The sequence below is a fragment of the Microbacterium cremeum genome, from assembly GCF_015277855.1.
GTDB classification, from domain to species: Bacteria; Actinomycetota; Actinomycetes; order Actinomycetales; family Microbacteriaceae; genus Microbacterium; species Microbacterium cremeum.
This window is the reverse complement of sequence record NZ_CP063812.1, coordinates 1,423,508-1,445,598: the sequence shown is the minus strand read 5'-3', so window position 1 is coordinate 1,445,598 and position 22,091 is coordinate 1,423,508. Positions and strand designations below refer to the sequence as shown.

The 22,091-nt window shown below is 72.3% G+C and carries 21 protein-coding genes and 1 riboswitch; of the genes, 8 read left to right on the top strand and 13 right to left on the bottom strand.

Annotation, left to right across the window (positions count from 1 at the left end; genetic code table 11):
- Positions 1–4: 4 nt before the first annotated feature.
- The 4 genes from gcvP to IM778_RS06395 all read right to left on the bottom strand — a co-directional run bounded on the left by gcvP (position 5) and on the right by IM778_RS06395 (position 5,995).
- The gene (gene gcvP / locus IM778_RS06410) at positions 5–2,914 is read right to left on the bottom strand and encodes an aminomethyl-transferring glycine dehydrogenase (protein ID WP_194411212.1); all 2,910 of its coding nucleotides are present in this window, start codon (positions 2,912–2,914) and stop codon (positions 5–7) included.
- Complete coding sequence (gcvH, locus tag IM778_RS06405) at positions 2,914–3,294, bottom strand: glycine cleavage system protein GcvH (protein WP_194411211.1); 381 nt, start codon at positions 3,292–3,294, stop codon at positions 2,914–2,916. The genes gcvP and gcvH overlap by 1 nt, the downstream gene beginning before the upstream one ends.
- The gene (gene gcvT / locus IM778_RS06400) at positions 3,291–4,454 is read right to left on the bottom strand and encodes a glycine cleavage system aminomethyltransferase GcvT (RefSeq protein WP_194411210.1); all 1,164 of its coding nucleotides are present in this window, start codon (positions 4,452–4,454) and stop codon (positions 3,291–3,293) included. The genes gcvH and gcvT overlap by 4 nt, the downstream gene beginning before the upstream one ends.
- Positions 4,455–4,683: 229 nt before the next feature.
- A riboswitch (glycine riboswitch) is annotated at positions 4,684–4,780 on the bottom strand.
- 42 nt (positions 4,781–4,822) lie between these two features.
- Entirely contained in the window at positions 4,823–5,995 is a 1,173-nt protein-coding gene (locus IM778_RS06395) for a MarP family serine protease (protein WP_194411209.1), read from the bottom strand.
- A 153-nt stretch (positions 5,996–6,148) separates the two neighbouring features.
- Here IM778_RS06395 and IM778_RS06390 point away from each other — a divergent pair, with 153 nt between their 5' ends.
- Genes IM778_RS06390 through IM778_RS06365 form a run of 6 tightly spaced genes read left to right on the top strand, consistent with a single transcriptional unit; the run spans position 6,149 to position 13,004 of the window.
- On the top strand, positions 6,149–6,883 hold the full coding sequence (locus tag IM778_RS06390; RefSeq protein ID WP_194411208.1) for an NUDIX hydrolase: 735 nt from the start codon (positions 6,149–6,151) through the stop codon (positions 6,881–6,883).
- A gap of 23 nt (positions 6,884–6,906) precedes the next feature.
- A complete protein-coding gene (gene nadA, locus IM778_RS06385) occupies positions 6,907–8,295 on the top strand; it encodes a quinolinate synthase NadA (protein WP_194411207.1) in 1,389 nt (462 codons plus the stop codon).
- Positions 8,292–9,977: an L-aspartate oxidase gene (locus IM778_RS06380; RefSeq protein ID WP_194411206.1), complete on the top strand. Its 1,686-nt coding sequence runs from the start codon at positions 8,292–8,294 to the stop codon at positions 9,975–9,977. Before nadA ends, IM778_RS06380 begins: the two co-directional genes overlap by 4 nt.
- Positions 9,971–10,846 (top strand): carboxylating nicotinate-nucleotide diphosphorylase, encoded by an 876-nt coding sequence (gene nadC / locus IM778_RS06375; protein WP_194411205.1) that lies wholly within the window; start codon positions 9,971–9,973, stop codon positions 10,844–10,846. Before IM778_RS06380 ends, nadC begins: the two co-directional genes overlap by 7 nt.
- 19 nt (positions 10,847–10,865) lie before the next feature.
- A complete protein-coding gene (locus IM778_RS06370) occupies positions 10,866–12,041 on the top strand; it encodes a cysteine desulfurase family protein (RefSeq protein WP_194411752.1) in 1,176 nt (391 codons plus the stop codon).
- Positions 12,042–12,050: 9 nt separating this feature from the next.
- Entirely contained in the window at positions 12,051–13,004 is a 954-nt protein-coding gene (locus IM778_RS06365; RefSeq protein WP_194411204.1) for a glycosyltransferase family 2 protein, read from the top strand.
- Position 13,005: 1 nt separating this feature from the next.
- Here IM778_RS06365 and IM778_RS06360 read toward each other — a convergent pair whose 3' ends face one another.
- Positions 13,006–15,063, bottom strand: coding sequence for an ABC transporter ATP-binding protein (locus tag IM778_RS06360; protein WP_228484830.1), 2,058 nt, complete (start codon positions 15,061–15,063; stop codon positions 13,006–13,008).
- Positions 15,064–15,110: 47 nt separating this feature from the next.
- On the opposite strand from IM778_RS06360, the gene IM778_RS06355 reads away from it, so the two are divergent.
- Positions 15,111–15,323, top strand: a complete 213-nt coding sequence (locus IM778_RS06355; protein WP_194411203.1) for a hypothetical protein — start codon at positions 15,111–15,113, stop codon at positions 15,321–15,323.
- A 134-nt stretch (positions 15,324–15,457) separates the two neighbouring features.
- Positions 15,458–16,978, top strand: coding sequence for a DHA2 family efflux MFS transporter permease subunit (locus tag IM778_RS06350; RefSeq protein ID WP_194411202.1), 1,521 nt, complete (start codon positions 15,458–15,460; stop codon positions 16,976–16,978).
- Between the two features lie 65 nt (positions 16,979–17,043).
- On the opposite strand, the gene IM778_RS06345 is transcribed toward IM778_RS06350, so the two are convergent.
- From IM778_RS06345 to IM778_RS06315, 8 genes are all read right to left on the bottom strand, one after another.
- Entirely contained in the window at positions 17,044–17,550 is a 507-nt protein-coding gene (locus IM778_RS06345) for a hypothetical protein (protein WP_194411201.1), read from the bottom strand.
- 21 nt (positions 17,551–17,571) lie between these two features.
- Positions 17,572–17,694, bottom strand: a complete 123-nt coding sequence (locus tag IM778_RS17875) for a hypothetical protein (protein ID WP_273541857.1) — start codon at positions 17,692–17,694, stop codon at positions 17,572–17,574.
- Positions 17,695–17,734: 40 nt separating this feature from the next.
- Positions 17,735–18,562 carry a DNA-formamidopyrimidine glycosylase family protein gene (locus IM778_RS06340; protein WP_194411200.1) on the bottom strand — a complete coding sequence of 276 codons (828 nt, stop codon included), beginning with the start codon at positions 18,560–18,562 and terminating at the stop codon, positions 17,735–17,737.
- A 56-nt stretch (positions 18,563–18,618) separates the two neighbouring features.
- On the bottom strand, positions 18,619–18,909 hold the full coding sequence (locus tag IM778_RS06335) for a hypothetical protein (protein ID WP_194411199.1): 291 nt from the start codon (positions 18,907–18,909) through the stop codon (positions 18,619–18,621).
- 20 nt (positions 18,910–18,929) lie between these two features.
- The gene (locus IM778_RS06330; RefSeq protein WP_194411198.1) at positions 18,930–19,163 is read right to left on the bottom strand and encodes a hypothetical protein; all 234 of its coding nucleotides are present in this window, start codon (positions 19,161–19,163) and stop codon (positions 18,930–18,932) included.
- A 127-nt stretch (positions 19,164–19,290) separates the two neighbouring features.
- Complete coding sequence (locus IM778_RS06325; protein ID WP_194411197.1) at positions 19,291–20,256, bottom strand: TIGR03885 family FMN-dependent LLM class oxidoreductase; 966 nt, start codon at positions 20,254–20,256, stop codon at positions 19,291–19,293.
- 95 nt (positions 20,257–20,351) lie between these two features.
- Positions 20,352–21,398: a hypothetical protein gene (locus IM778_RS06320; RefSeq protein WP_194411196.1), complete on the bottom strand. Its 1,047-nt coding sequence runs from the start codon at positions 21,396–21,398 to the stop codon at positions 20,352–20,354.
- Positions 21,391–21,891 (bottom strand): RNA polymerase sigma factor, encoded by a 501-nt coding sequence (locus IM778_RS06315; protein WP_194411195.1) that lies wholly within the window; start codon positions 21,889–21,891, stop codon positions 21,391–21,393. The genes IM778_RS06320 and IM778_RS06315 overlap by 8 nt, the downstream gene beginning before the upstream one ends.
- Positions 21,892–22,091: the final 200 nt, after the last annotated feature.

The following is a 22,091-nucleotide window of genomic DNA, read 5'->3' as shown; positions in this document are numbered from 1 at the left end:
TGGGTCAGGCGAAGGCCTCGATCGGCGGGCAGGCGCACACGAGGTTGCGGTCGCCGTAGGCCTGATCGATGCGACGGACGGGAGGCCAGTACTTCGTGCGCACGAGGGAGTGCACCGGGTAGACGGCGGTCTCCCGCGAGTACGGACGCGCCCAGTCGCCCGCGACGACGGCCTCGGCGGTGTGCGGGGCGTTCACGAGCGGGTTGTCGCCGGTGGGCCACTCCCCCGCCGCCACGCGCTGCGCCTCGGCCTTGATCGCGATCATCGCCTCGATGAAGCGCTCGATCTCACCGAGGTCCTCGGACTCGGTCGGCTCGACCATGAGGGTGCCGGCGACCGGGAACGACATCGTCGGGGCGTGGAAGCCGTAGTCGATCAGGCGCTTGGCGACGTCGTCGACCGAGACTCCGGTGGCCTCGCGCAGCGGCCGCAGGTCGAGGATGCACTCGTGCGCCACCAGGCCGTCCTCGCCCGTGTACAGCACCGGGTAGTGGTCGCGGAGGCGGAAGGCGATGTAGTTCGCGGCCAGCACCGCCGCCGCCGTCGCGTCGCGCAGGCCCGCGGCGCCCATCATGCGCACGTACGCCCACGAGATCGGCAGGATGCCGGCCGAACCGTGCGGCGCGGCCGAGATCGGCCCGCCGTCGAACACTCCGCCGGCGTGATCGGCCCGCTGCGAGAACGGATGCGACGGGAGGTGAGGGGCGAGGTGCGCCTTCGCCGCGACGGGGCCCACCCCCGGGCCGCCGCCGCCGTGCGGGATCGCGAACGTCTTGTGCAGGTTGAGGTGCGACACGTCGCCGCCGAGGTCGCCGAAGCGGGCGTAGCCGAGGAGGGCGTTGAGGTTCGCGCCGTCGACGTACACCTGGCCGCCCGCGTCGTGCACGGCCTGGGTGATCTCGAGCACGTCGTGCTCGTAGACGCCGTGCGTCGAGGGGTAGGTGATCATGAGCGCGGCGAGCTCGTCGGCGTTCGCCTCGATCTTGGCGCGCAGGTCGTCGAGGTCGACGTTCCCGCGATCGTCGCATGCGACGACGACGACCCGCATGCCGGCGAGCACCGCCGAGGCCGCGTTCGTGCCATGGGCGGACGACGGGATGAGGCACACCGTGCGTCCTTCGTCGCCGTTCGCGCGGTGGTAGCCGCGGATCGCCATGAGACCCGCCAGCTCGCCCTGCGAGCCGGCGTTGGGCTGCAGCGACACCGCGTCGTACCCGGTGACCTCGGCCAGCCACACCTCGAGCTGCTCGATCATCGCGAGATAGCCGCGGACGTCGTCCTCCGGGGCGAAGGGATGCACGCGCGAGAACTCCGGCCACGACACCGCCGCCATCTCGGTCGCCGCGTTGAGCTTCATCGTGCAGGACCCGAGCGGGATCATGCCCCGGTCCAGGGCGTAGTCCCGGTCGGCGAGCTGCTTGAGATAGCGCATCATCGCCGTCTCGGACCGGTGCGTGTTGAAGACGGGGTGCGTCAGGTACTCCTCCACTCGCAGGAGCGCCGAAGGAACGCCCGCGAGGGGCTCGGCATCCGTGAACGCCACGACGCGCTCGCCCTGCTCGCCGGAGCCGAGGAACTCCCCCTCGGGCAGACCGAACGCCCACGCCACCGCTGCGAGGTCGTCGGCGGTCGTGGTCTCGTCGACCGACACGCCGACGGTCGCATCGTCGACCTGGAACAGCTGATAGCCGCGCGAACGCGCGCGCTCGATCACGCGGCGGGACGGCCCGGGGGTGGTGACGCGGATGGTGTCGAAGAACGAGTCGGAGGCGAGCGACAGGCCGTACTCGCGCAGCCGCGCGGCCAGCGCCTCCGCCTTCTTGGCGACGTCGGTCGCGATCGCGCGGAGGCCGTCGGGCCCGTGGTACACCGCGTACATCGCGGCCATGACGGCCAGCAGCACCTGCGACGTGCAGATGTTGGACGTCGCCTTCTCGCGACGGATGTGCTGTTCGCGGGTCTGCAGCGCCAGCCGGTAGGCGGGGTGGCCGGCGGCATCCTGCGACACGCCGACGAGGCGCCCCGGCAGCTGCCGCTCGAGACCCTGGCGCACCGCCATGTAGCCGGCGTGCGGACCGCCGAAGCCGAGCGGCACGCCGAAGCGCTGGGTCGTGCCCACCGCGACGTCGGCGCCGAGCGAGCCGGGCGAGCGCAGCAGCGTGAGGGCGAGCAGGTCCGCGGCGACCACGACGAGGCCGCCCGCGAGGTGGGCGGCGTCGACGACACCGGAGGGGTCCCACACGCGTCCGGACGCCCCCGGATACTGGAGGAAGACGCCGAACGGCTCGACCGGTTCGCCGGCCGCGTCCTGGAACGCCGTGCCGTGCGCGAGGTCGAGCTCCACCAGCTCGATGCCGACGGCGGCGGCGCGGTGCGCGAGCAGCGCCTTGGTCTGCGGCAGCGCGTCGGCGTCGACGACGAACACGTTCGACGCGGCCTTCGAGGCACGGCGGGCGACCAGCATGCCCTCCACGACCGCGGTCGCCTCATCGAGCATCGAGGCGTTCGCGGTGGCGAGGCCCGTGAGGTCGGTCACCATCGTCTGGAAGTTGATGAGCGCCTCGAGGCGACCCTGCGAGATCTCGGGCTGGTACGGCGTATACGCGGTGTACCACGACGGGTTCTCGAGCACGTTACGGGCGATCACCGACGGCGTCAGGGTGTCGTGGTAGCCGAGGCCGATCATGGGCCGCGCGGTGCGGTTCTGCGACGCGAGCAGACGCAGCTCGGCGAGCGCCTCGGCCTCGGTGGCGGCGGGCGGGATGTCGGTGGTCGAGCGGGGCGGGGACTGGATGGGTGCCGGAACCGCGGCGCGCACGAGCGCGTCGACGGAGTCGTAGCCCAGCGCGTCGAGCATCGTGCGCTGGGCGGCGGCATCCGTCCCGATGTGACGCTCGGCGAAACGGCCCGTCATCAGGCGCCGCCGGTGAGCGCGACGTACGCGTCGCGGTCGAGCAGATCGGCCACGGCCGACGCCTCGACCCGCAGCTTCACGAGCCAGCCCGCCCCGAACGGGTCGGCGTTGACCAGCGACGGGTCGTCGACGACGGCGTCGTTGATCTCGACGACCTCGCCGGTCAGCGGGGCGTAGAGCTCGCCGACCGACTTCGTCGACTCGATCTCGCCGACCACGGTCGCCGCGGTCACGCCGGAACCGGCGGCCGGGAGCTCGACGAAGACCACATCGCCGAGCTTGTCGGCGGCGTAGTCGGTGATGCCGACGGTGGCGATGTCGCCGTCGAGGGCGACCCACTCGTGCTCGGCGGTGTACTTGAGGCTGGTGAGGTCGGTCATGAGTTCCTCCGGTAGAAGGGCAGGTCGGTCACAATGGCGGGGATGCGGGTCCCCCGGACGTCGATGAAGAGGGTGGTGCCGGGCTCGGTCGCGGTGGGCGACACCAGGGCCATGGCGATGGGATGCCCCAGCGTCGGGCTGAGCGCGCCGCTGGTGATCTCGCCGATCGGGGTGGCGGCATCCGCGTCGGCGAACACGGCGTAGCCGGCGCGCCCCGCCCGCTTGCCCTCGCCGACCAGGCCCACGAGCACCGGGGCGTCGGAGGCGACCACGGCGGCGAGCCCCGCCTGGCCCACGAACTCGTCCTTGTCGGCCGCCACGACGCGGCCGAGACAGGCCTGGGCGGGCACGATGTCGAGCGACAGCTCGTGGCCGTACAGCGGCATGCCCGCCTCGAGGCGCAGCGTGTCGCGGGCGGCGAGCCCGGCGGGCACGAGTCCGTGCGGCTCGCCCGCCGCGAGGAGCGCGTCCCACAGCGCGCCGGCGGCGCGGTGGGGAACCAGAAGCTCGAAGCCGTCCTCACCGGTGTAGCCGGTGCGCGCGATGAGCAGCGTCTCGCCGTCGAACGACCCCGACGCCCAGGCGTAGTAGCCGAGGTCGGCGAGCGCCGGCTCGACGTCGGTGATGGACGGCGTCGACTCGAGGACGGTACGGGCCACCGGTCCCTGCACGGCGATCAGGGCGAAGTGGTCGGTCACATCCTCGACCGTGACCCGCGGCTTCCCGTCGAGCGACTGCGGGTCCGGGAAGGCCGAGACGCGGTCGGCGAGCGCCGTGGCGACGGCATCCCGGTTTCCGGCGTTCGCGATCACCAGGAAGCGATCGTCGGCGAGGCGGTACACGATGACGTCGTCGACGATGCCGCCCGACTCCGCGAGGACCAGGGAGTACTTCGCCTTGCCCGCGCGCATCGCCGACAGGCGTCCGGCCAGTGCGTAGTCGAGGAAGACCGCGGCATCCGCGCCGGTCACGAGGAACTCCGCCATGTGCGAGATGTCGAAGAGTCCGGCAGCGGTGCGCACCGCGTGGTGCTCGGCGAGATCGGAGCTGTAGCGGACGGGCATGAGCCAGCCGCCGAAGTCGGTGAAGGAGGCGCCGAGCGCCTCGTGGCGGTCGTGGAGCACCGTGGTGCGGGGCTCCGACAAGTTCTGATCTGGCATGAGTTCTCCCGGTCGCGGGCGGGCAGACGCCGGACGGCGCCTGTGAACTCCCCCTCTGTCATGGGCCTGAGAGTTTCACCGGGTGCGGACACCCGGGTTTCACCGTCGGCGGATTCGTCGCGTTCGCGTGGAGACGCGTAGCGGTCGGCTTGCGAGAGTGGTCTCGATGCGGCGCTCGCGCCGTACTCAACCGATTCTCGCTTCGCTCGAATCACTTTCCAGAGTCGGCCACACCCGAACGGTACGCGTACCTGAGAGATTGGCGGGGAGGCTTGCTCCTTCGGTGCTCGGCGATATCGCTGCCGAGGCTCTCCCGCCCGGGTCGTTGGCCGGTGTTGACTTGCGCAGCAAGCATACCGGTCGGCGCGTCAACCCACGCAGCGACCCGTCGACACCTCGTTCTGCAGCGACGGCGCCTGCGCGGCGACCGGGGTGAGCTCGGCCATCGTCATGGCGTATCCGAGCATCGCGTCATGCTCGGCGCGCGCGAACACGACGCCGGCGACGGCACCGTCCGCAGTCAGCAGCGGACCGCCGGAGTTGCCTGGACGCACCTCGGCCTCGAGCGCGTAGATCTCGCGCGGGTTCCACGAGTCGCTGTAGATGTCGGGCACCGTGGCGGTGCCCGCCGACTGGACCCCCGCCGTCACCATCGTGAACGGGCCTCCGTGCGGGTAGCCCTGGATCGCCGCGGCGGCGCCCGCGGGAAGAGTGGCGCTGAACGGCAGCGGCTCGGCGCCCAGATCGTCGACGGCGATCACCGCGAGGTCGTCGATCGGATCGAAGTACACGATGCGCCCCTCGCGCGCGGCCACGCCCGGAAGCTCGACGAGCGGCGTGTCGACTCCCGCCACGACATGGGCGTTGGTCACGACGCGATCGGGCGCGATGACGAATCCGCTCCCCGTCGATCCCCGCCCGCACGCGTAGGCGGTGCCTGAGACCCGGGCGACGGATGCCGCGGCCCGCTCCAGCTCGGGATCGTCCAGGGCGACCGGGGGCGCAGGATCCGCGACGCCGGGACCCAGGAGCTCGCCCAAGCGCGGCAGCCCGTCGTCGATCACCGCTCCGCGCAGCTCGGCGAGCGCGGCGTCGACGGGGTCGGGGGTGAGCGCATCGATCCCGCGCAGCACGGTGGAGGAGGCGACGGCCGACGACACGACCGGGATGCCGGCCACCGCGATCGCCGGGGCGACCAGTGCGAGCGCGAGCGTCGCCACGACGAGCGACGCGAGTCCGCCGAGGAATCGTTCGATGCCGCGCAGCTTGAGTCGGTCGGCGCCCGAGCGCAGCGCCGCTCCGATCGCCGCACCGGCGGCCGCGCCGACGCCCAGCAGGCCGATCGCGGTCGCGAGCACGACGGGGCCGCGCCAGGCGGGCGAGCCGACCCACGAACTCACCAGCGGGGTCAGCCAGTACGCGGCGAACGCCCCGGCGGCAAGCCCCACGAGGGTGCCGATGCTGGCGAAGAACCCGCGCTGCAGACCGGCGACGAGCGCCCCGACCAGGATGAGCACGACCAGCACGTCGACGACGATCATCCGCACTCCTCCCGAATCCTCCGGCCAGGCTATGCAGGGAGTCTGGGAGGACCCTACGTCCCGGCGCGTCCGGGTCGCCCGTGTCGTGTGACGGCGGGCGTTTGGCTTCTGGTCACATTGACACTATGATCGGTGACGAGAGTTAGAGTCACCATGACCAGAACAGTCCTCCGCCCCGAATCCCGCCCCGCCGCGACGGCCGCCGAGCCGACGCGCGTCGCGGTGTCGACCGTGATCTTCTCGCTCGGGACCCTTCCCGGCAGCGAGGCGACCGGCGTCGTGCTGCCGCTGGTGCGCCGTACGCGCGACCCGCACGAAGGGCAGTGGGCGCTTCCCGGCGGATGGCTCGACGTCGCCGAGGACCTCGAGACGGCGGCATCCCGCACCCTCGCCGAGACCACCGGGCTCGCGCCGAGCTATCTCGAGCAGCTGTACGCGTTCGGCGCCGTCGACCGCTCCCCCTCGCGCGTCGTCTCGATCGTGTACTGGGCTCTCATCCGTCCCGATGTCTCGACGGGGCTCGGCGATCGCGGCGACGCGTTCGAGAACGTCCGCTGGTTCGACGCCGCAGCACTGCCCCAGCTCGCCTTCGACCACAACGAGATCGTCGAGTACGCGCTGTGGCGGCTGCGCAACAAGGTCGGCTACAGCCGCATCGCGCATGGCCTCCTCGCCGACGAGTTCACCCTCGCGGAGCTGCGCGAGGTGTACGAGGCGATCCTCGGCCGGCGACTGGACCCGGCGAACTTCCGCCGTCAGGTCGAGAACTCCGGCACCCTCATCCCCACCGACGGCTTCCGCACCGGAAGCCACCGTCCCGCGCGGCTCTACCGCTACAACCAGGACGTCGAGCTGGCCGATCGCGGCCCCCTCGGCGCCCGCGACTGACGAACCCGAACGGAGCACCCGACATGCCCGCCGTCGACATCACCCTCAAGCCCCGGCTCGGCCCCGCGGAGCGGGGAAACCCCGCGCAGCGGAACAGCATGGACGCCTCGGTGGATCACGAGATCCAGGCGATCGTGTCGGGCGCCTCCACCGCGCAGACGTGCACCACCGACCTCGCCGCCGGCCCGTGGGACTTCGACATCCGTCCCGGGTACGGGCCGGGCTCGTCGATGGGCGACGTCATCCCGACGGGGTCTCCCCGGCAGGGCGAGCTGCCCCGCGAGTACCGCGAGGCGTCCGAGGCGGAGCTCGACAACCGGATCCGCGCCGCCAAGGCGACGCTCGGCGACCGCGTCGTCGTGCTCGGCCACTTCTATCAGCGCGAAGAGGTCGTCGTGCACGCCGACTACGTGGGCGACTCGTTCCAGCTCGCCAACGCCGCGCTGGAGCACCCGGATGCCGAGGCGATCGTGTTCTGCGGCGTCCACTTCATGGCCGAGACCGCCGACCTGCTCTCGCGTCCCGAGCAGGCCGTGATCCTGCCGAACCTCGCCGCCGGCTGCTCGATGGCCGACATGGCCGACATCGACCAGGTCGAGGACTGCTGGGAGCAGCTCGCCGAGATCTACGGCGACATGGACAAGCCGGATGCCGACGGCCTCGTGCCCGTCATCCCCGTCACGTACATGAACTCCTCGGCCGCCATCAAGGGCTTCGTGGGGCGCCACGGCGGTATCGTCTGCACGTCGTCGAACGCCCGCACCGTGCTGGAGTGGGCGTTCCAGCGCGGCCGCCGCGTGCTCTTCTTCCCCGATCAGCACCTGGGCCGCAACACCGCGAAGGCGATGGGCGTGCCGCTCGAGCAGATGCCGATGTGGAACCCGCGGCGCCCCCTGGGCGGGGCATCCGCCGAGGCCCTCGAAGACGCCCGCGTCATCCTGTGGCACGGCTTCTGCTCGGTGCACCGCCGCTTCTCGGTCGACCAGATCGACAAGGCGCGCGCCGAGCACCCGGGCGTGCGCGTGATCGTGCACCCCGAATGCCCCATGGACGTCGTCGACGCCGCCGACGAGTCCGGCTCGACCGACTACATCCGCAAGGCGATCGAGGCGGCGACCGAGCCGACCGCCTTCGCGATCGGCACCGAGGTGAACCTCGTGCAGCGCCTGGCCGCCCAGCACCCGCAGCACGAGATCTTCTGCCTCGACCCCGTCGTGTGCCCCTGCTCGACGATGTACCGCATCCACCCCGGCTACCTCGCATGGGTGCTGGAGGGACTCGTGACCGGCGAGGTGCGCAACCGCATCGTGGTGCCGTCCGATGTCGCCGAGCCGGCACGCGTCGCGCTCGAGCGCATGCTCGCCGCCAAGCCGCCGGCAGCACCCGCCGCCGACTGGGAGAACGCGTCATGACATCCCGGGGGCCGCAGGGCCCAGCGGTCGTCGTGGTGGGCTCCGGCATCGCGGGGCTCATCACCGCGCTGCACGCCGTCGACCGCGGCTGCCGCGTGACGCTCGTCACGAAGGATGTGCTCGAGCACGCCAACACGCGTTTCGCGCAGGGCGGCATCGCGGGCGTCATGTTCGGCGACGACCGTGCCGAGGACCACGTCCGCGACACGCTCGCCGCCGGCGCGGGGCTCGGCGACCCGGACGCCGTGCGCGTCCTCGTCGAGGAGGGGCCGTCCCGCATCCGCGAGCTCATCGACATCGGCGTCGCGTTCGACCGCGACCGCGACGGCGACTTCGTCAAGGGCCTCGAGGCCGCCCATTCGTACCCCCGCATCCTGCACGCCGGCGGCGACGCCACCGGCACGGCGATCGAGAGGGCGCTCGTCGCACGCCTGCGCGCGAGCGCCGTCGAGGTCATCGAGCACGCCTTCCTCGTCGACCTCGTCGTCACGGCCGGCGCCGTGACCGGCGTCGACCTGCTGGTCGGCGAGACGGATGCCGTGCCCGGCGCGCGCCGGACCGTCGCCGCCGACGCGGTCGTGCTCGCCACCGGCGGCGCCGGCGAGCTGTACGCGCATTCCACCAATCCCCCGGTGGCCACCGGTGACGGCATCGCGGCCGCGCTGCGCGCCGGTGCCGCCGTCGCCGACCTCGAGTTCTTCCAGTTCCACCCGACCGTGCTCCCGGTGGGCGAGTCGTTCCTGGTCTCGGAGGCGGTGCGCGGCGAGGGCGCGACCCTGGTCGACGAGCACGGCCGGCGCTTCGCGTTCGACGCGCACCCCGACGGCGAGCTCGCGCCGCGAGACGTCGTCGCGCGCGCGATCGCACGGCAGATGGAGGCGCAGGACGGGCGCCCGGTGCTCCTCGACGCGACGCACCTGCACCCGGCCGATGACCTCGGTACGCCGCCGGACGCGATCGCAGGCACGGCTTCGTCGGCGGCGCTCGATCGGGCGACCTCGGCCCGCGCGGCGTTCCTGGCCCGCCGGTTCCCCACCATCGACCGCGCCGTGCGCGAACGCGGGCTCGACTGGGCGCGGGAGCCGATCCCGGTGACGCCCGCCGCGCATTACCTGATGGGCGGCGTGTCGACCGACCTGCACGGACGCACGTCGCTGCCGGGTCTGTACGCGGTGGGCGAGGTCGCGCGCACCGGCGTGCACGGCGCGAACCGGCTCGCGTCGAACTCGCTCCTCGAGGGCGCCGTGTTCGGCGCCCGCGCGGGAGACGTGATCGCGGCGGACGCCGCGTCTCCGGCGTGGCCGGGCCTCTCCCACACGGTCGGTTCGTCGCATGCGCGCACCGCAGCGGCTGTACCGCGCACCTCCACGACGAACGAACCCGGAGTGGCGGCGGCGGTGCCGGCGTTCTCGCGGCGAGCGCTGCAGGAGCTCCTGTGGGATCACGCGGGACTCGTGCGCGACGAACAGGGGCTCGGGCACGCGGCATCCGTCATCGCCGCCTGGCGCTCGCAGGCGCGCGCCCCGCGCACCGAGCGCGAGCTCGAGGACGAGAACCTGCTGCTGGTGGCCGAGCGCCTCGTCGCCGCCGCGCGGGAGCGCCGCGAATCGGTCGGCGCCCACTATCGCTCCGACACCGCCCTCGCGGGCTCGCTCGTCGCCGAGGCGGCGGTCGCATGCTGACCCGCGCCCACATCGACCGCGTCGTGGCCGCCGCGCTCGAGGAGGACGCGCCCTGGGGCGACGCCACGAGCGAGTACCTGCTGCCCGAGACCGCCGCCGCGCGTGCCGACCTCGTCGCGCGCGAGCCCGGGGTCTTCTCGGGAGGCGAGGTGTTCCAGGCGGCGTTCCGGCTGACGGATCCGCGCATCGAGGTGCAGCTCGTCGTCGAAGACGGCGAATGGTTCGAGCCGGGCGCGGTGCTCGCCGTGGTCACCGGCCCGGCGCGCGGCGTGCTCACCGCCGAGCGCATCGGCCTGAACTTCGCGCAGCGGATGTCGGGCATCGCGACGCTCACCGGACGATACGTGGCCGAAGTGGCGCACACCGGCGTCCGCATCGCCGACACGCGCAAGACGACACCGGGCCTGCGCGCCTTCGAGCGCAAGGCCGTGCGCGACGGCGGCGGGCGCAACCACCGCCACTCGCTCTCGGACGCGGTGATGGCCAAGGACAACCACCTCGCCGTCCTCGCGCGCGGCGCGCGCGGCGACGCATGGGGCGCGGCGATCACGGCGGCCCTGCGGGCGGCGAAGGACCGGCTCCCGCACACGACGCACCTCGAGGTCGAGGTCGACCGGCTCGAGCAGATCGAGCCCGTGCTCGAGGCCGGGATCGGCACGATAATGCTCGACAACTTCACGCTCGACGAGCTGCGGGCAGGTGTCGCCCAGGTCGCCGGACGCGCCGTGGTCGAGGCGTCGGGAGGGGTGTCGCTCGAAACCGTGCGCGCGATCGCCGAGACCGGTGTCGACGTGATCTCGGTGGGCGCGCTCACGCACTCCGCGCGAGCGCTCGATCTGGGTCTCGACGTGCGCATCGACGCCTCCTGACGGCGGTCCCGCCATGAGCATGCTCTACCTCGACAACGCGGCCACGACCCCGGTGCGCCCGGAGGTGCTCGAGGCCATGACGCCGTACCTCACGCGCTGGTTCGGCAATCCGTCGAGCCGTCACACCGTGGGCGAGGCCGCCGCCGACGCGCTCGACGACGCCCGGCGACGCGTCGCACGGGTGCTGGGCATGCGCGCGGGCGATGTCGTCTTTACCTCGGGCGGCACCGAGGCCGACAACCTCGCGGTCAAAGGCATCGCCCTCGCGGCGCTCGAGCACCACGGCGCGCGGCACGTGATCACGACGCCGATCGAGCATGAGGCGGTGCTCGAGTCCGCCCGCTTCCTGCAGCGCTTCCACGGCTTCGCGATCACCCTCCTCGACGTCGACGAGCACGGTCGCGTCTCGCCGGACGTCCTCGCCGCCGCGCTCCGCTCGCCGAGCGACGAGGGCGGCACCGCGGTCGTGAGCATCGGGTACGCCAACAACGAGGTCGGGACGGTGCAGGATGCCGCGGCCCTCGCCGCGGTCGCCCACGAGCGGCGCGCGCCGCTGCACCTCGACGCGGTGCAGGCCGCCGGCTGGCTGACGCTCTCGGCCGCGGAACTCGGCTACGACGCGATCTCGCTCGCCGGGCACAAGATCGGCGCCCCCAAGGGCACCGGGGTGCTGGCGGTGCGCGGGCGCGTGCCGCTGGAGCCGGTGCTGCACGGCGGCGGCCAGGAGCGCGGGCGGCGCAGCGGCACCGAGAACGTGGCCGGGGCCGTCGGGTTCGCCACGGCACTCGAGCTCGCCGAGACCGAACGCGCGCAGGCGGCGGCCCGCGTCTCCGCGATCCGCGACAGGTTCGTGGCCCGCGTGCTCGGCGCCGTGCCGTCGGCCGCGCTCACGGGCGACCCCGTGCACCGGCTCCCCGGCACCGCGAGCTTCACGTTCGCCGGCACCAGCGGCGAGGCCGTGCTGCTCGAACTCGAACGCCGCGGCGTCGTGTCATCGAGCGGGTCGGCGTGCGCGGCGGGCAGCGACGAGCCCTCGCATGTGCTGGTCGCGATGGGCGTGGACCCCGAGATCGCGCGCACGGCGGTGCGCTTCACGTTCCCGCACTCGCTGAGCGAGCCGCTGGATGCCGTCGCGGACGCGGTCGCGGCATCCGTCATCGCCGTCTCGGGCACCGGCGGCACGAGGGCGCCTTAGGATCTGTACGTGCCCCCCGTCGTGACCGTCATCGTGCCGGGCTACAACGTGGCGGAGTGGGCAGCCGATGCGCTCGAGTCGCTGCGCGCCCAGACGCTGACCGACTGGGTCGCGGTGCTGGTCGATGACGCCTCGACCGACGCGACCGGCGCGATCTTCGACCGGGCGGCGGCGGAGGATGCGCGCTTCGAGGTGGTGCACCACTCCGAGCAGGCAGGGCTCGGGGCCGCGCGCAACACCGGGCTGGACCGGGTGCGCACGCCGTTCGTCGCGTTCCTCGACGCCGACGACCGCATGACCCCGACCGCCCTGGAGCGGCTCGTCACGACGCTCGACGGCAGCGGGAGCGACTTCGCCCTCGGCGCCTACGTGCGGCTGCGCCCCGACACCGCGGGCGGCTACACGGCGGGCCACGTCCAGCCGTGGGTGAGCGCGGCCACCGACCCCGCGCGCACGGGCACGACCCTCGAACACCACCCCGACGCGTCGGGCAACATCGTGGCGTGGTCGAAGGTGAGCCGCACCGACTTCTGGCGACGTGCGGGGCTGCGGTTCCCGGTCGGCAAGGCATACGAGGACCAGATCGTCGCGCAGCAGATGTACACGCGCGCCCGTGCGTTCGATGTCGTCCCCGACGTCGTCGTGGAGTGGCGCGAGCGGGCCGACGGCTCGTCCATCACGCAGCACAAGGGCGAGCTCCCGGTGATGCGCGACTACGTCGAGGCCCTCGCCGGCGGGATCGAGGTGCTCGACGCCGCCGGCCACCCGCGGGCGGTGGCATCCCGGGTACGCCTCATCCTCGCGATGGACCTGCCGCCGCTGGTGGAGCTCGCCCACCAGCACCCCGACCCCGCCTACCGCCGCGATCTGGGCGGTTTCGCACGCAGGCTGGCCGCGCGCGCCGACGGGGCCGTGCTCGGAGAGCCGGCCGCGACGGCGCTCGCCGCCGCGAGCCTGTGGTGACTCACGGACCGGGCAGCTCCGCGGTCGCCCAGTCCCCCGCGGCGGCCTCCCCGCTCGACGCCGGAGGCGACGCCTCGCCGGGCGGGGTGGCGCCGGGCGGCGCGGGGTCGCGCGGCGGCCGATCCGCGCGACGGTCGGGGTGGTCGGGCGGCGGCTCGGACTCCTCGGCCTCGAGGATGCGCGACGACGCGAGCTGCTCCGCGGCGAGCTCGGCGTAGAGCCCGCCCCGGGCGACGAGCGAGGCGTGGGTGCCCGACTCGACGATGCGCCCCGCCTCGACCACGTGGATGACGTCGGCCGCGATCACCGTCGAGAGGCGGTGCGCGATCGACAGCGTCGTGCGGCCGCGCGCCGCGGCATCCAGAGCCTCTTGCACGACGCGCTCCGACACGGTGTCGAGCGCCGACGTCGCTTCGTCCAGGAGCAGCACGGGCGGGTCCTTCAGTAGCACGCGGGCGATCGCGATGCGCTGCTTCTCCCCGCCGGACAGACGGTACCCGCGTTCGCCCACGACGGTGTCGTACCCGTCCTCGAACCGCTCGATCACGTGGTGGATGCTGGCCGCGCGGCACGCCGCCTCGAGTTCGGCATCCGTCGCGTCCGGCTTGGCGTAGCGCAGGTTCTCGCGGATCGTCGCGTGGAACAGGTAGGTCTCCTGCGACACGATGCCGATGTTGTCGATGATCGACTCGAGCCGCAGCCGCCGCACGTCCTCACCGGCGAACAGGACGGCACCGTCGGATGCCTCGTACAGGCGCGGTGTGAGATAGAGCACGGTCGTCTTGCCGGCGCCGGAGGGCCCGACGAACGCGACGTGCTGACCGGGCTCGGCCACGAACGACACGCCGCGCAGCGTGGGACGCGTGTCGGGCGCGGCATCCGGGTAGCGGAACACGACGTCGCGGAACTCGATGCGGCCGAGCGGACCGGGGGCCTCGTCGACGTCGACCGCGTCCGCAGCGTCGCGGATCGCCGGCGTCAGATCGAGGTACTCGAAGATGCGGGCGAACAGCGCCGCCGAGGTCTGCAGGTCGAGCGAGACGCGCATGAGGCCCATGAGCGGCATGAGCAGGCGCGCCTGCACCGTGGTGAAGGCGACGATGGTGCCGGCGGTGATCGCGTCGCTGCCGCCCACGATGAAGTAGCCGGCGACGAGATAGATGATGGCGGGGACGCTCGCCATGAGCACCTGCACGACGGCGAAGAAGCCCTGACCGCTCATCGCGCGGCGCACCTGGAGACGCACCTGATTGCGGTTCTCGTCGGCGTACCGCGCGGACTCCGCGCGCTGGCGGTTGAACGACTTCGACAACAGGATGCCCGACACGCTGAGCGTCTCCTGCGTGATCGCGGTGAGCTCCGACAGGGACTCCTGCGTCTGCCCCGCGATGCGGGCCCGCACCTGCCCCACGCGGCGCTGGACGAGCACCAGCCCGGGCATGAGGATCACCGCGATGATCGTGAGGCGCCAGTCGATGATGATCATCGCGACCAGCGACGCCACCACCGTGACCGTATTGCCCAGGATGCTCGTCACCGTGTTGGTGAGCACGCCCGAGACACCGCCCACGTCGTTCTGCAGGCGCGACTGGATGACGCCGGTCTTGGTCCGCGTGAAGAAGGCGAGCTCCATCGCCTGCAGGTGGTCGAACAGCTTCACCCGCAGGTCGCCGGTGACCCGGTTGCCGACGGTCGAGGTGAGCCATGTCTGCGCGACGCCGACGACCGCCGACAGCAGGAACAGGCCGATCATCGCCGCGACGAGCGTCCACAGCAGCGACAGGTCGGGCCCGGAGCCGTCGACGGGGAAGAGCGCGTCGTCGAAGATCCGCTGCACGAGGAGGGCCGGGATCACCGCGATGGCGGCGCCCACGACCACGAGGATGCCCGTGACCACGATCGACCCCGCGTACGGACGGAACAGCCCGACGACGCGCCGGCCGAGGTTCGGGATGCGCGGAGCCTCGGCGTTCTCGCGCCGCTGCGCCTCGGTGTCGACGGGCCGGAAGCCGGGATGACCACCCCCGCCGCCGCGGCTCATCCCTCCGCCCCCGCGCATGCTCACCTCGTCAGCCTATCGACGCCCTGCGACGCTAGGCTTTGGCCATGACCACGACCAGCGGCTCCCCCGAACACGACGGCGGCGACCTCGCCGAGCTCCGTGCAGAGATCGACGCGCTGAAGGCGATCCCGCACGAGGAGATCGTGAACCCGCTCCCCCACGACCTCGAGGAGCGCGAGCCCACGCCGCGCCCCACCGACGCGATCGGCTCGGAGAAGTGGGACCGCCCGGACGACGAGGAGTCCCTGGAGGACTAGGGCGCGGCCCGCCCGGATTCCCGGCCCGTTCCCCGGATCGGGAATGGGATGTCGGAGGCTGTGGTTATCCTGATGGCTTGCCATCCTGGGGGGTGGCGCTTCGCTGTCCTGTCCGAGCCTCGAGGAGACGACCCATGGCCGCCATCGAAACGACACCCGGAACCGGCAGCATCCCCGCCGTCTCCCCCGCGGCCGCGCCCGCGCTGCGCCCCGAGGAGAGCCGCGTCATCTGGCTCCTCCTGGCAGCCGCGTTCGTCGCGATCCTCAACGAGACGACGATGGGCGTGGCGATCCCGCACCTGATCGACGACCTCGGCATCACCGCTCTGGCGGCCCAGTGGCTGACGACCGCGTTCATGCTGACGATGGCCGTCGTCATCCCGATCACCGGCTTCCTGCTGCGCCGATTCACGACCCGCACGATGTTCGTGGCCGCGATGGGGCTGTTCTCGGCGGGCACGCTCATCGCGTTCCTCGCCCCCGGGTTCCCGGTGCTGCTGGTCGCGCGCGTGGTGCAGGCATCCGGCACCGCCATCATGATGCCGCTGCTCATGACGACCCTGATGACCGTCGTGCCGCCCGCGATCCGCGGACGCATGATGGGCCGGGTCAGCATCGTGATCTCACTGGCCCCCGCCATCGGCCCGACGCTCGCCGGCGCGATCCTGAACACCTTCGAGTGGCGCTGGATCTTCGGCATCGTGCTGCCCATCGCGCTCGTCGCGCTCGTCGTCGGCGCCCGGTGGATCCACAACCTCGGCGAGACCACGCATGCCCCGATCGATGTGCTGTCGGTGATCCTGTCGGCGTTCGGCTTCGGCGGCATCGTGTTCGGGCTCAGCCAGCTCGGTGCCGGCGGGCACGGCGGCGGTGCTGCCGCTGCCGCGGCGACGGCCACGTCGACGACGACGCTGATCATCGCGCTGTCCGTCGGCGTCGTGGCCCTCGGCCTCTTCGGCTGGCGCCAGGTGCTCCTGCAGCGCAAGGACGACGCGCTGCTGGATCTGAGGGTGTTCCGGTCGGGCAACTTCTCGCTGTCGATCGCACAGATGGCCGTCATGTCCATGGCGTTCTTCGGCGCGATCACGGTGGTGCCGCTCTACGTCCAGAACGTGCTCGAGGTCGACCCGCTCGGGACCGGACTCATCGTGCTCCCCGGCGCGCTCGCGATGGGTCTGCTCGGCCCGGTCATCGGTCGCATCTACGACCGCTGGGGCACGACCGTGCTGCTGGTGCCGGGCGCCGTGATCACCAGCGCCATGCTGTGGTTCTACACGACGTTCACGTCCGGGACCCCGGTGCTGGTCATCGCGGTCGCGCAGACCGTGCTGTCGGTCGGTCTCGCGATGTCGTTCACGCCGCTGTTCACCGCGTCGCTGGCCTCGCTGCAGCCGCGCTTCTACTCGTACGGCTCGGCCGTCGTCGGCACGGTGCAGCAGGTCGCCGGTGCCGCGGGCATCGCCCTCATGTTCGGCGTGATGGCGGCCGCCACGGCGTCCGCCGCCGAGTCGGGGGCGGACGACCTGGCGGCTCAGGCAGCCGGCACCCACGCCGCGTTCCTCGTCGCGGCCATCCTGTCGCTGCCGCTGCTGGTGGGGGCGTTCCTCGTCCGCAAGCCGGTCGACCAGCCGATGGGCGCACCGGTCGCCCACTGATCCGGCACGCCGGACGGATGCCTCACCCTCACCGCGGGTGAGGCATCCGTCGCACGCGGTGAGGTTCAGTGGTGGATGATCGCCTTCAGCGCGATGAGCACGAGGCCGAACCCGGCCGTGATCACCGCGCTGAGAAGCCGGGGCCACCAGCGCGTGCTCCACCGCGCCACGACGATCCAGCCCAGCACGCCCAGCAGCACCGTGTTGGCGATGAGCGCCGACCAGATGGCGACGGTGTCGTCGACGAGGTCGGTCGTGCCGAGCAGCAGAATCGCCAGCGGCGCGACCGAGGCGGCCAGCATGCCGCGCGAGTGCCGGGCCGCCGCCCTGATGCTCGCGCCCAGCCCGGCGCTGCCGTCGGTGGCCGCGAGGCGACCGAGCGTACCCGCGTACACGTGGGCCAGGTAGAAGACGATGACCGTGACGGCCACCGTCACGAGGGCGTTGATCGACGTGCCGGCGACGGTGCCGCTGACGACGATCATGCCCGAGACGAGGATGAGTCCGTAGACGGATTCCTCGGACGTGAGGATCCGCGCGACGCGCGGGGTGATCCGGAGGTCGTCGGCCATCGCGCGCGAGCCGTCAGTGGCTCAGACGGTGCCGCAGCTGCCGCCGCCGCAGCAGGCGCCGGCGGACTCCACGACGGTGAGCAGGTTCTTCTCGTCGGAGACGGGGGCGAGCGTGTTCGGGGCGGGGAGAGGCGACGTCGTCATGGCGTCCATGCTAACCCGCGATGCGCGCCCCCGGCGCGTGTCACAGGAGCACGCCCCCGGTCTGGCAGGTCGGGCAGTACTGCGCCGACGTGCCCGAGAACGTGAAGTCGCGGATCGTGTCGCCGCACACCGGACACGTCTCGCCGGTGCGACCGTGCACCCGCATCGCGCCGACCTTGGCAGCCTTGAGCTGATCGATGGGGATGCCGATACGAGCGTCGATGGCCTCTCGCACCGTGATGACCGTGGCATCGAAGAGCCGCTCACGCTCGGCCTCGTCGAGCGCGGCCGCGTGGGCGACGGGCGAGAGGCGTGCGAGGTGGAGGATCTCGTCGGAGTAGGCGTTCCCGATTCCCGCCAGCGATTCCTGCTCCTGCAGGATCGCCTTGACCTGCTTGCGCCGGCCGCCCAGCGCGCGATCGAAGTCAGCCGGGGTGAAGCGTGCGTCGGCCGGATCAGGACCGAGCTTGGCGATCGCCGGAACCTCGGCGGCATCCGTCACGACGAACAGCCCGAGCGAGACCCACGTCCCGGCATCCGTCACCTGCAGCGCCGCCGCGTCGGAGAGCTCGAGGGCGGCGAGAGCCGGAGGCGCCTCGGCGGCAGGCGCCGGCTCGCCGCCGACGAGCCAGCGCACCCAGCCGTGACGGCCGAGCGACACGACGAGGCTGCCCTCGTCGAGCCTCAGCTCGACATGCTTGCCGCGACGGGCCGCGCCCGCGATCGTGCGGCCCACGAGGGTCGACGGCGGCGTGGCACGCGTCTTGACCGTGCGGAACTCGAGCACGTCGACACCACGGATCTCACGACCGGATGCCTCGACGTCGAGGAACCGGGCGAGGGCCTCGACTTCGGGGGACTCAGGCATGCGCCCATCCTGCCACCGGCGGCCGACACGCGCGCGGTGCGCGCCTGCGAGCGCCGTCACACGTGCGCGGGCGGGCGATGCGGGATCGGCTGCGGCTTGAGGGCGCCCGAGCTTCGCGTGCTCGCGAGCATCCGCACGGCGGCACGGAAGAGACCCTCCATCGACGGGTAGCGCGTCGAGCCGAAACCGACCGAGACCCAGATCGCCTCGTACATGCCGGTGTCGAGCAGCTCGACGTAGGCGACCACGCTGGCGGCGTCGTTGCGCGCGACGCTGCGGTCGCAGAGCCGCCACGAACGTTCGGACAACGGCGTGAGCACGAGTTGGTGCACGTCGTCGTGTGGCATGGATTCCTCCTGGTGGTGCTTCACTCGTGCCGATCGGCCGGCATCGGGCGGGAACGCTGGAACAGGCGCTCGCGCGCGGCCCGCTCTGCGCCGCGCTCCTCCTCGGTGCCGCGGCCCGGGTCGGCGGTCCGCTCGTCGTTGCGCGGATGCTCCGTCGCCGCCGTGTCCTGGCGTCCGGTTCGTGAGTCCGTCCGTTGCGACGGGCTCCCCTGCTTCTTAGTGAACCTCGGCGTCAAGGCGAACCTCGGGGTCATGGCGATCCTCCTGCTTCTGCACCCTCTCCTGGTCGGCCCCGCAGCGCCAGGGGCTTGACATCCGCGGGCGTCCATGGTGTCCGTTCCTCACGCGCCCTCACCGGCGGTGCGAACGCGGCGACGGCGATCACGAGAGCTCCCTGATCCCGTCGAGGAGACCGTCTCGCGCGCGGTCGAGGAAGGGCCGCTGATCCTGGGCGACGTCGTGCAGGTAGAGCCGATCGGCGCCGGCGGCGGCGATCGCAGCCACGCGCTCGGCCACCTCCTGATCGTCGGTGGCGACGAGCACACCGCGTTCGACGGCCCCGACGTCGGAGGGATCCGCCAGACGGTCGAAGTCCTCCGGCTGCATGAGATCCCACATGAGGTCCGCGGGGACGGTCGCCTGCCGCCACTGGTCGGCGGCCGTCCGGAGCGCCTCGGTGCGCGACGCGCCGAGGCTCACATGCACCTGGACGGCACACGGACCGGTGCCGCCGGCATCCCGGTACGCGGCGAGGATGCGGCCCACGACCTCGGGGTCGTGGCCGACCGTTATGACGCCCTCGGCCCACTCCGCGGCCCAGGCCGCCGTGGGCTCGGAGGCCGCGGCCGCGAAGAACGGGGGCGGTGCGTCGGGCCGCGACCAGATCCGCGCGTCGTGCACGCGGAACGCGCCGTCGTGGTCGACGCGCTCCCCCGCGATGAGGCGCCGCATGACATCCGCGGCCTGCGCGAGTCGATCCTGCCGTTCCGGTTTGGGCGGCCACGCGTCGCCGGTGACATGCTCGTTGACCGCCTCGCCGCTGCCGAGCGCGCACCAGAACCTCCCGGGGAACATCTCGGCCAGGGTCGCGATCGCCTGCGCCGTGATGACCGGGTGATAGCGCTGGCCGGGCGCGGTCACCGTGCCGAACGAGAGGTTCGTCGTGGCCAGTGCCGCACCGAGCCAGCTCCACGTGTAGCCCGACTCGCCCTGCGCGAGGCCCCACGGGGCGAGGTGGTCGGAGCACATCGCGCCGTCGAACCCCGCGCGTTCGGCGTCCTGCACCGAAGCGAGAAGGGCGGACGGCGGCAGCTGCTCGTGCGATGCGTGATACCCGAGGAACACCATGCCCTCCACCCTGCGCCCACCGCCCGGTTCGGGGAAGGCTGTTGCAGGGGTGTGGTCGAGGTGCTATCGGGCGCTTCGCCGCGCCGTCGGAGATCTCAGCGCTCGTCGGGCGCGAGACCCCACATCTGGTAGCTCATGACCGTGCCCGTCGGAATCGGGAACTCCGGTTCGTCGCCGAGGTAGATCGTCTCGCTGCCGAGGATGTGCCCGGTCTCGGTCGAGATCAGCAGCACGGACTCGTGCATGCCGGTGTCGGACATGGCCGACACCCCGAACACCTCGCGGCCGGCGCGATCGCGCGTGACCCCGAGCAGCTCGAGCCCCTCCTGCTCGCCGAGCACGGTGAGCAGGTCGGCCTGCTGCGCGTTGGTGAGCGTCCAGAAGTTGAGCTGGTCCTCGATCGCGCGCAGCGCCAGGTCGGCGCCGCCGCCGTATGCGCCGACCCACTCCTGCACGTAGCTCCGGTAGAAGTCGACGCCGCTGCCCGGGACGAGGGCGGGCAGCGGCTCGCCCTCGATCAGGTTCATCTCGGGTTCGATGGTGTCGTCGCGCACGACGGTGCCTTCGGCCGGCAGATCGGGTCGCGTCGGGGGCTGCTCGCCGGTGCCGCCCGCGACATAGGGGTGTCCGGCCGTCACGCGGATGCGCATCGCGAACGTCTCGTCCCACGACGTGGTCATCACCTCCGGCGAGATGACCGTGCCGCGCTCCTCCCCGTCCATCACGGTGTGCGAGTACCACGCGACGACGGTCGCCTCGCGGATCGGCTCCGCCGGACCGGGCGACGCGGCGAGCTGCTCGCGCGCGCGGGCGAGGTGCTCGTCGAGGGACAGCTCGGAGGCCTCGTAGACCAGCGGCGGCAGCCCCTGCGCGGCGGCGGGGGCCGGGGTGGCGAACGGGTTCGCCACCAGCACGACGATGAGCGCCACGACGGCGGCCAGCGCCGGCAGCGAGATGCTCCACCACATCCGTGCGCGCCGCGACGATCCCGCCGGCGCGGACTCGCCGTCGATGCGCTCCGAGATCCGGGCCCAGATCCGCTCCTTGCGGGCTCTCGCCTCTGCGTCCGGCTCGCGTGCGACCGGGTCGAGGGCGCGGAGCAGGCGCGCGAGCTCGTCGTCGCCGATGTCGCGCCTACGCATACGTCTCCGCCCCCTCTCTGTCGCCGTCGAGGTCGGTCTCGGTCGGCCATGCGGCCCTGAGCGCCGCCTTGGCCCGGCTGAGCCGCTTCCACACCGCCTGCTCGGAGCAGCCGAGCACGACGCCCGCCTCCGCCGCGCTCAGCTCGTCCCAATAGGTCAGCTGGAGCACCTGGCGGTGGGCACGCGGCATCCGCTCGAGCAGGCTCGAGAGCGTGTCGAGGTCACCGCCCTCGCCCGGCGCGGACAGCACCAGGTCGGCGTCGCGCAGAGCGCGCCGTTCCCGCTCCTGCCTGCGCAGTTCGGTCTTCACCAGGTTCGCGGCGGTGCGGATCAGCCAGCCGACGGGGTGCGGGTGGTCGTTCCGGAGCTTGCGGTAGGCGAGCTCGAACGTCGACGCGACGATGTCGTCGGCGCTGCCCGCGAGCCGCCGGTTCACGAACCGGTGCACCGCTTCGTAGTGCGCGCGGTACAGCGCCTCGAACCCGTCTCGCATACCCGTCCTGAACCCGAAATCGTCCAGGCAATGCTCTCATGCCTTCGCGACGCCCCCTCACGACCGTCCACAGCGGCTCTCTCCCCGCGGGTGCCCACAACCCGGCTCTCATAGAGAAATGCCCGATGGCGGCCGATCCTGACATCGTTGGCCAGGTGCGCCGGGTGCCGGACGGGTCAGGTCGCCGCGCGGCGACGCCG

Bases quoted from the DNA above. Each gene is read 5' to 3' on its own strand.
- gcvP (WP_194411212.1), bottom strand. From the start codon at position 2,914: ATGACGGGCCGTTTCGCCGAGCGTCACATCGGGACGGATGCCGCCGCC.
- gcvH (WP_194411211.1), bottom strand. From the start codon at position 3,294: ATGACCGACCTCACCAGCCTCAAGTACACCGCCGAGCACGAGTGGGTC.
- gcvT (WP_194411210.1), bottom strand. From the start codon at position 4,454: ATGCCAGATCAGAACTTGTCGGAGCCCCGCACCACGGTGCTCCACGAC.
- IM778_RS06395 (WP_194411209.1), bottom strand. From the start codon at position 5,995: ATGATCGTCGTCGACGTGCTGGTCGTGCTCATCCTGGTCGGGGCGCTC.
- IM778_RS06390 (WP_194411208.1), top strand. From the start codon at position 6,149: ATGACCAGAACAGTCCTCCGCCCCGAATCCCGCCCCGCCGCGACGGCC.
- nadA (WP_194411207.1), top strand. From the start codon at position 6,907: ATGCCCGCCGTCGACATCACCCTCAAGCCCCGGCTCGGCCCCGCGGAG.
- IM778_RS06380 (WP_194411206.1), top strand. From the start codon at position 8,292: ATGACATCCCGGGGGCCGCAGGGCCCAGCGGTCGTCGTGGTGGGCTCC.
- nadC (WP_194411205.1), top strand. From the start codon at position 9,971: ATGCTGACCCGCGCCCACATCGACCGCGTCGTGGCCGCCGCGCTCGAG.
- IM778_RS06370 (WP_194411752.1), top strand. From the start codon at position 10,866: ATGCTCTACCTCGACAACGCGGCCACGACCCCGGTGCGCCCGGAGGTG.
- IM778_RS06360 (WP_228484830.1), bottom strand. From the start codon at position 15,063: ATGCGCGGGGGCGGAGGGATGAGCCGCGGCGGCGGGGGTGGTCATCCC.
- IM778_RS06355 (WP_194411203.1), top strand. From the start codon at position 15,111: ATGACCACGACCAGCGGCTCCCCCGAACACGACGGCGGCGACCTCGCC.
- IM778_RS06350 (WP_194411202.1), top strand. From the start codon at position 15,458: ATGGCCGCCATCGAAACGACACCCGGAACCGGCAGCATCCCCGCCGTC.
- IM778_RS06345 (WP_194411201.1), bottom strand. From the start codon at position 17,550: ATGGCCGACGACCTCCGGATCACCCCGCGCGTCGCGCGGATCCTCACG.
- IM778_RS17875 (WP_273541857.1), bottom strand. From the start codon at position 17,694: ATGACGACGTCGCCTCTCCCCGCCCCGAACACGCTCGCCCCCGTCTCC.
- IM778_RS06340 (WP_194411200.1), bottom strand. From the start codon at position 18,562: ATGCCTGAGTCCCCCGAAGTCGAGGCCCTCGCCCGGTTCCTCGACGTC.
- IM778_RS06335 (WP_194411199.1), bottom strand. From the start codon at position 18,909: ATGCCACACGACGACGTGCACCAACTCGTGCTCACGCCGTTGTCCGAA.
- IM778_RS06330 (WP_194411198.1), bottom strand. From the start codon at position 19,163: ATGACCCCGAGGTTCGCCTTGACGCCGAGGTTCACTAAGAAGCAGGGG.
- IM778_RS06325 (WP_194411197.1), bottom strand. From the start codon at position 20,256: ATGGTGTTCCTCGGGTATCACGCATCGCACGAGCAGCTGCCGCCGTCC.
- IM778_RS06320 (WP_194411196.1), bottom strand. From the start codon at position 21,398: ATGCGTAGGCGCGACATCGGCGACGACGAGCTCGCGCGCCTGCTCCGC.
- IM778_RS06315 (WP_194411195.1), bottom strand. From the start codon at position 21,891: ATGCGAGACGGGTTCGAGGCGCTGTACCGCGCGCACTACGAAGCGGTG.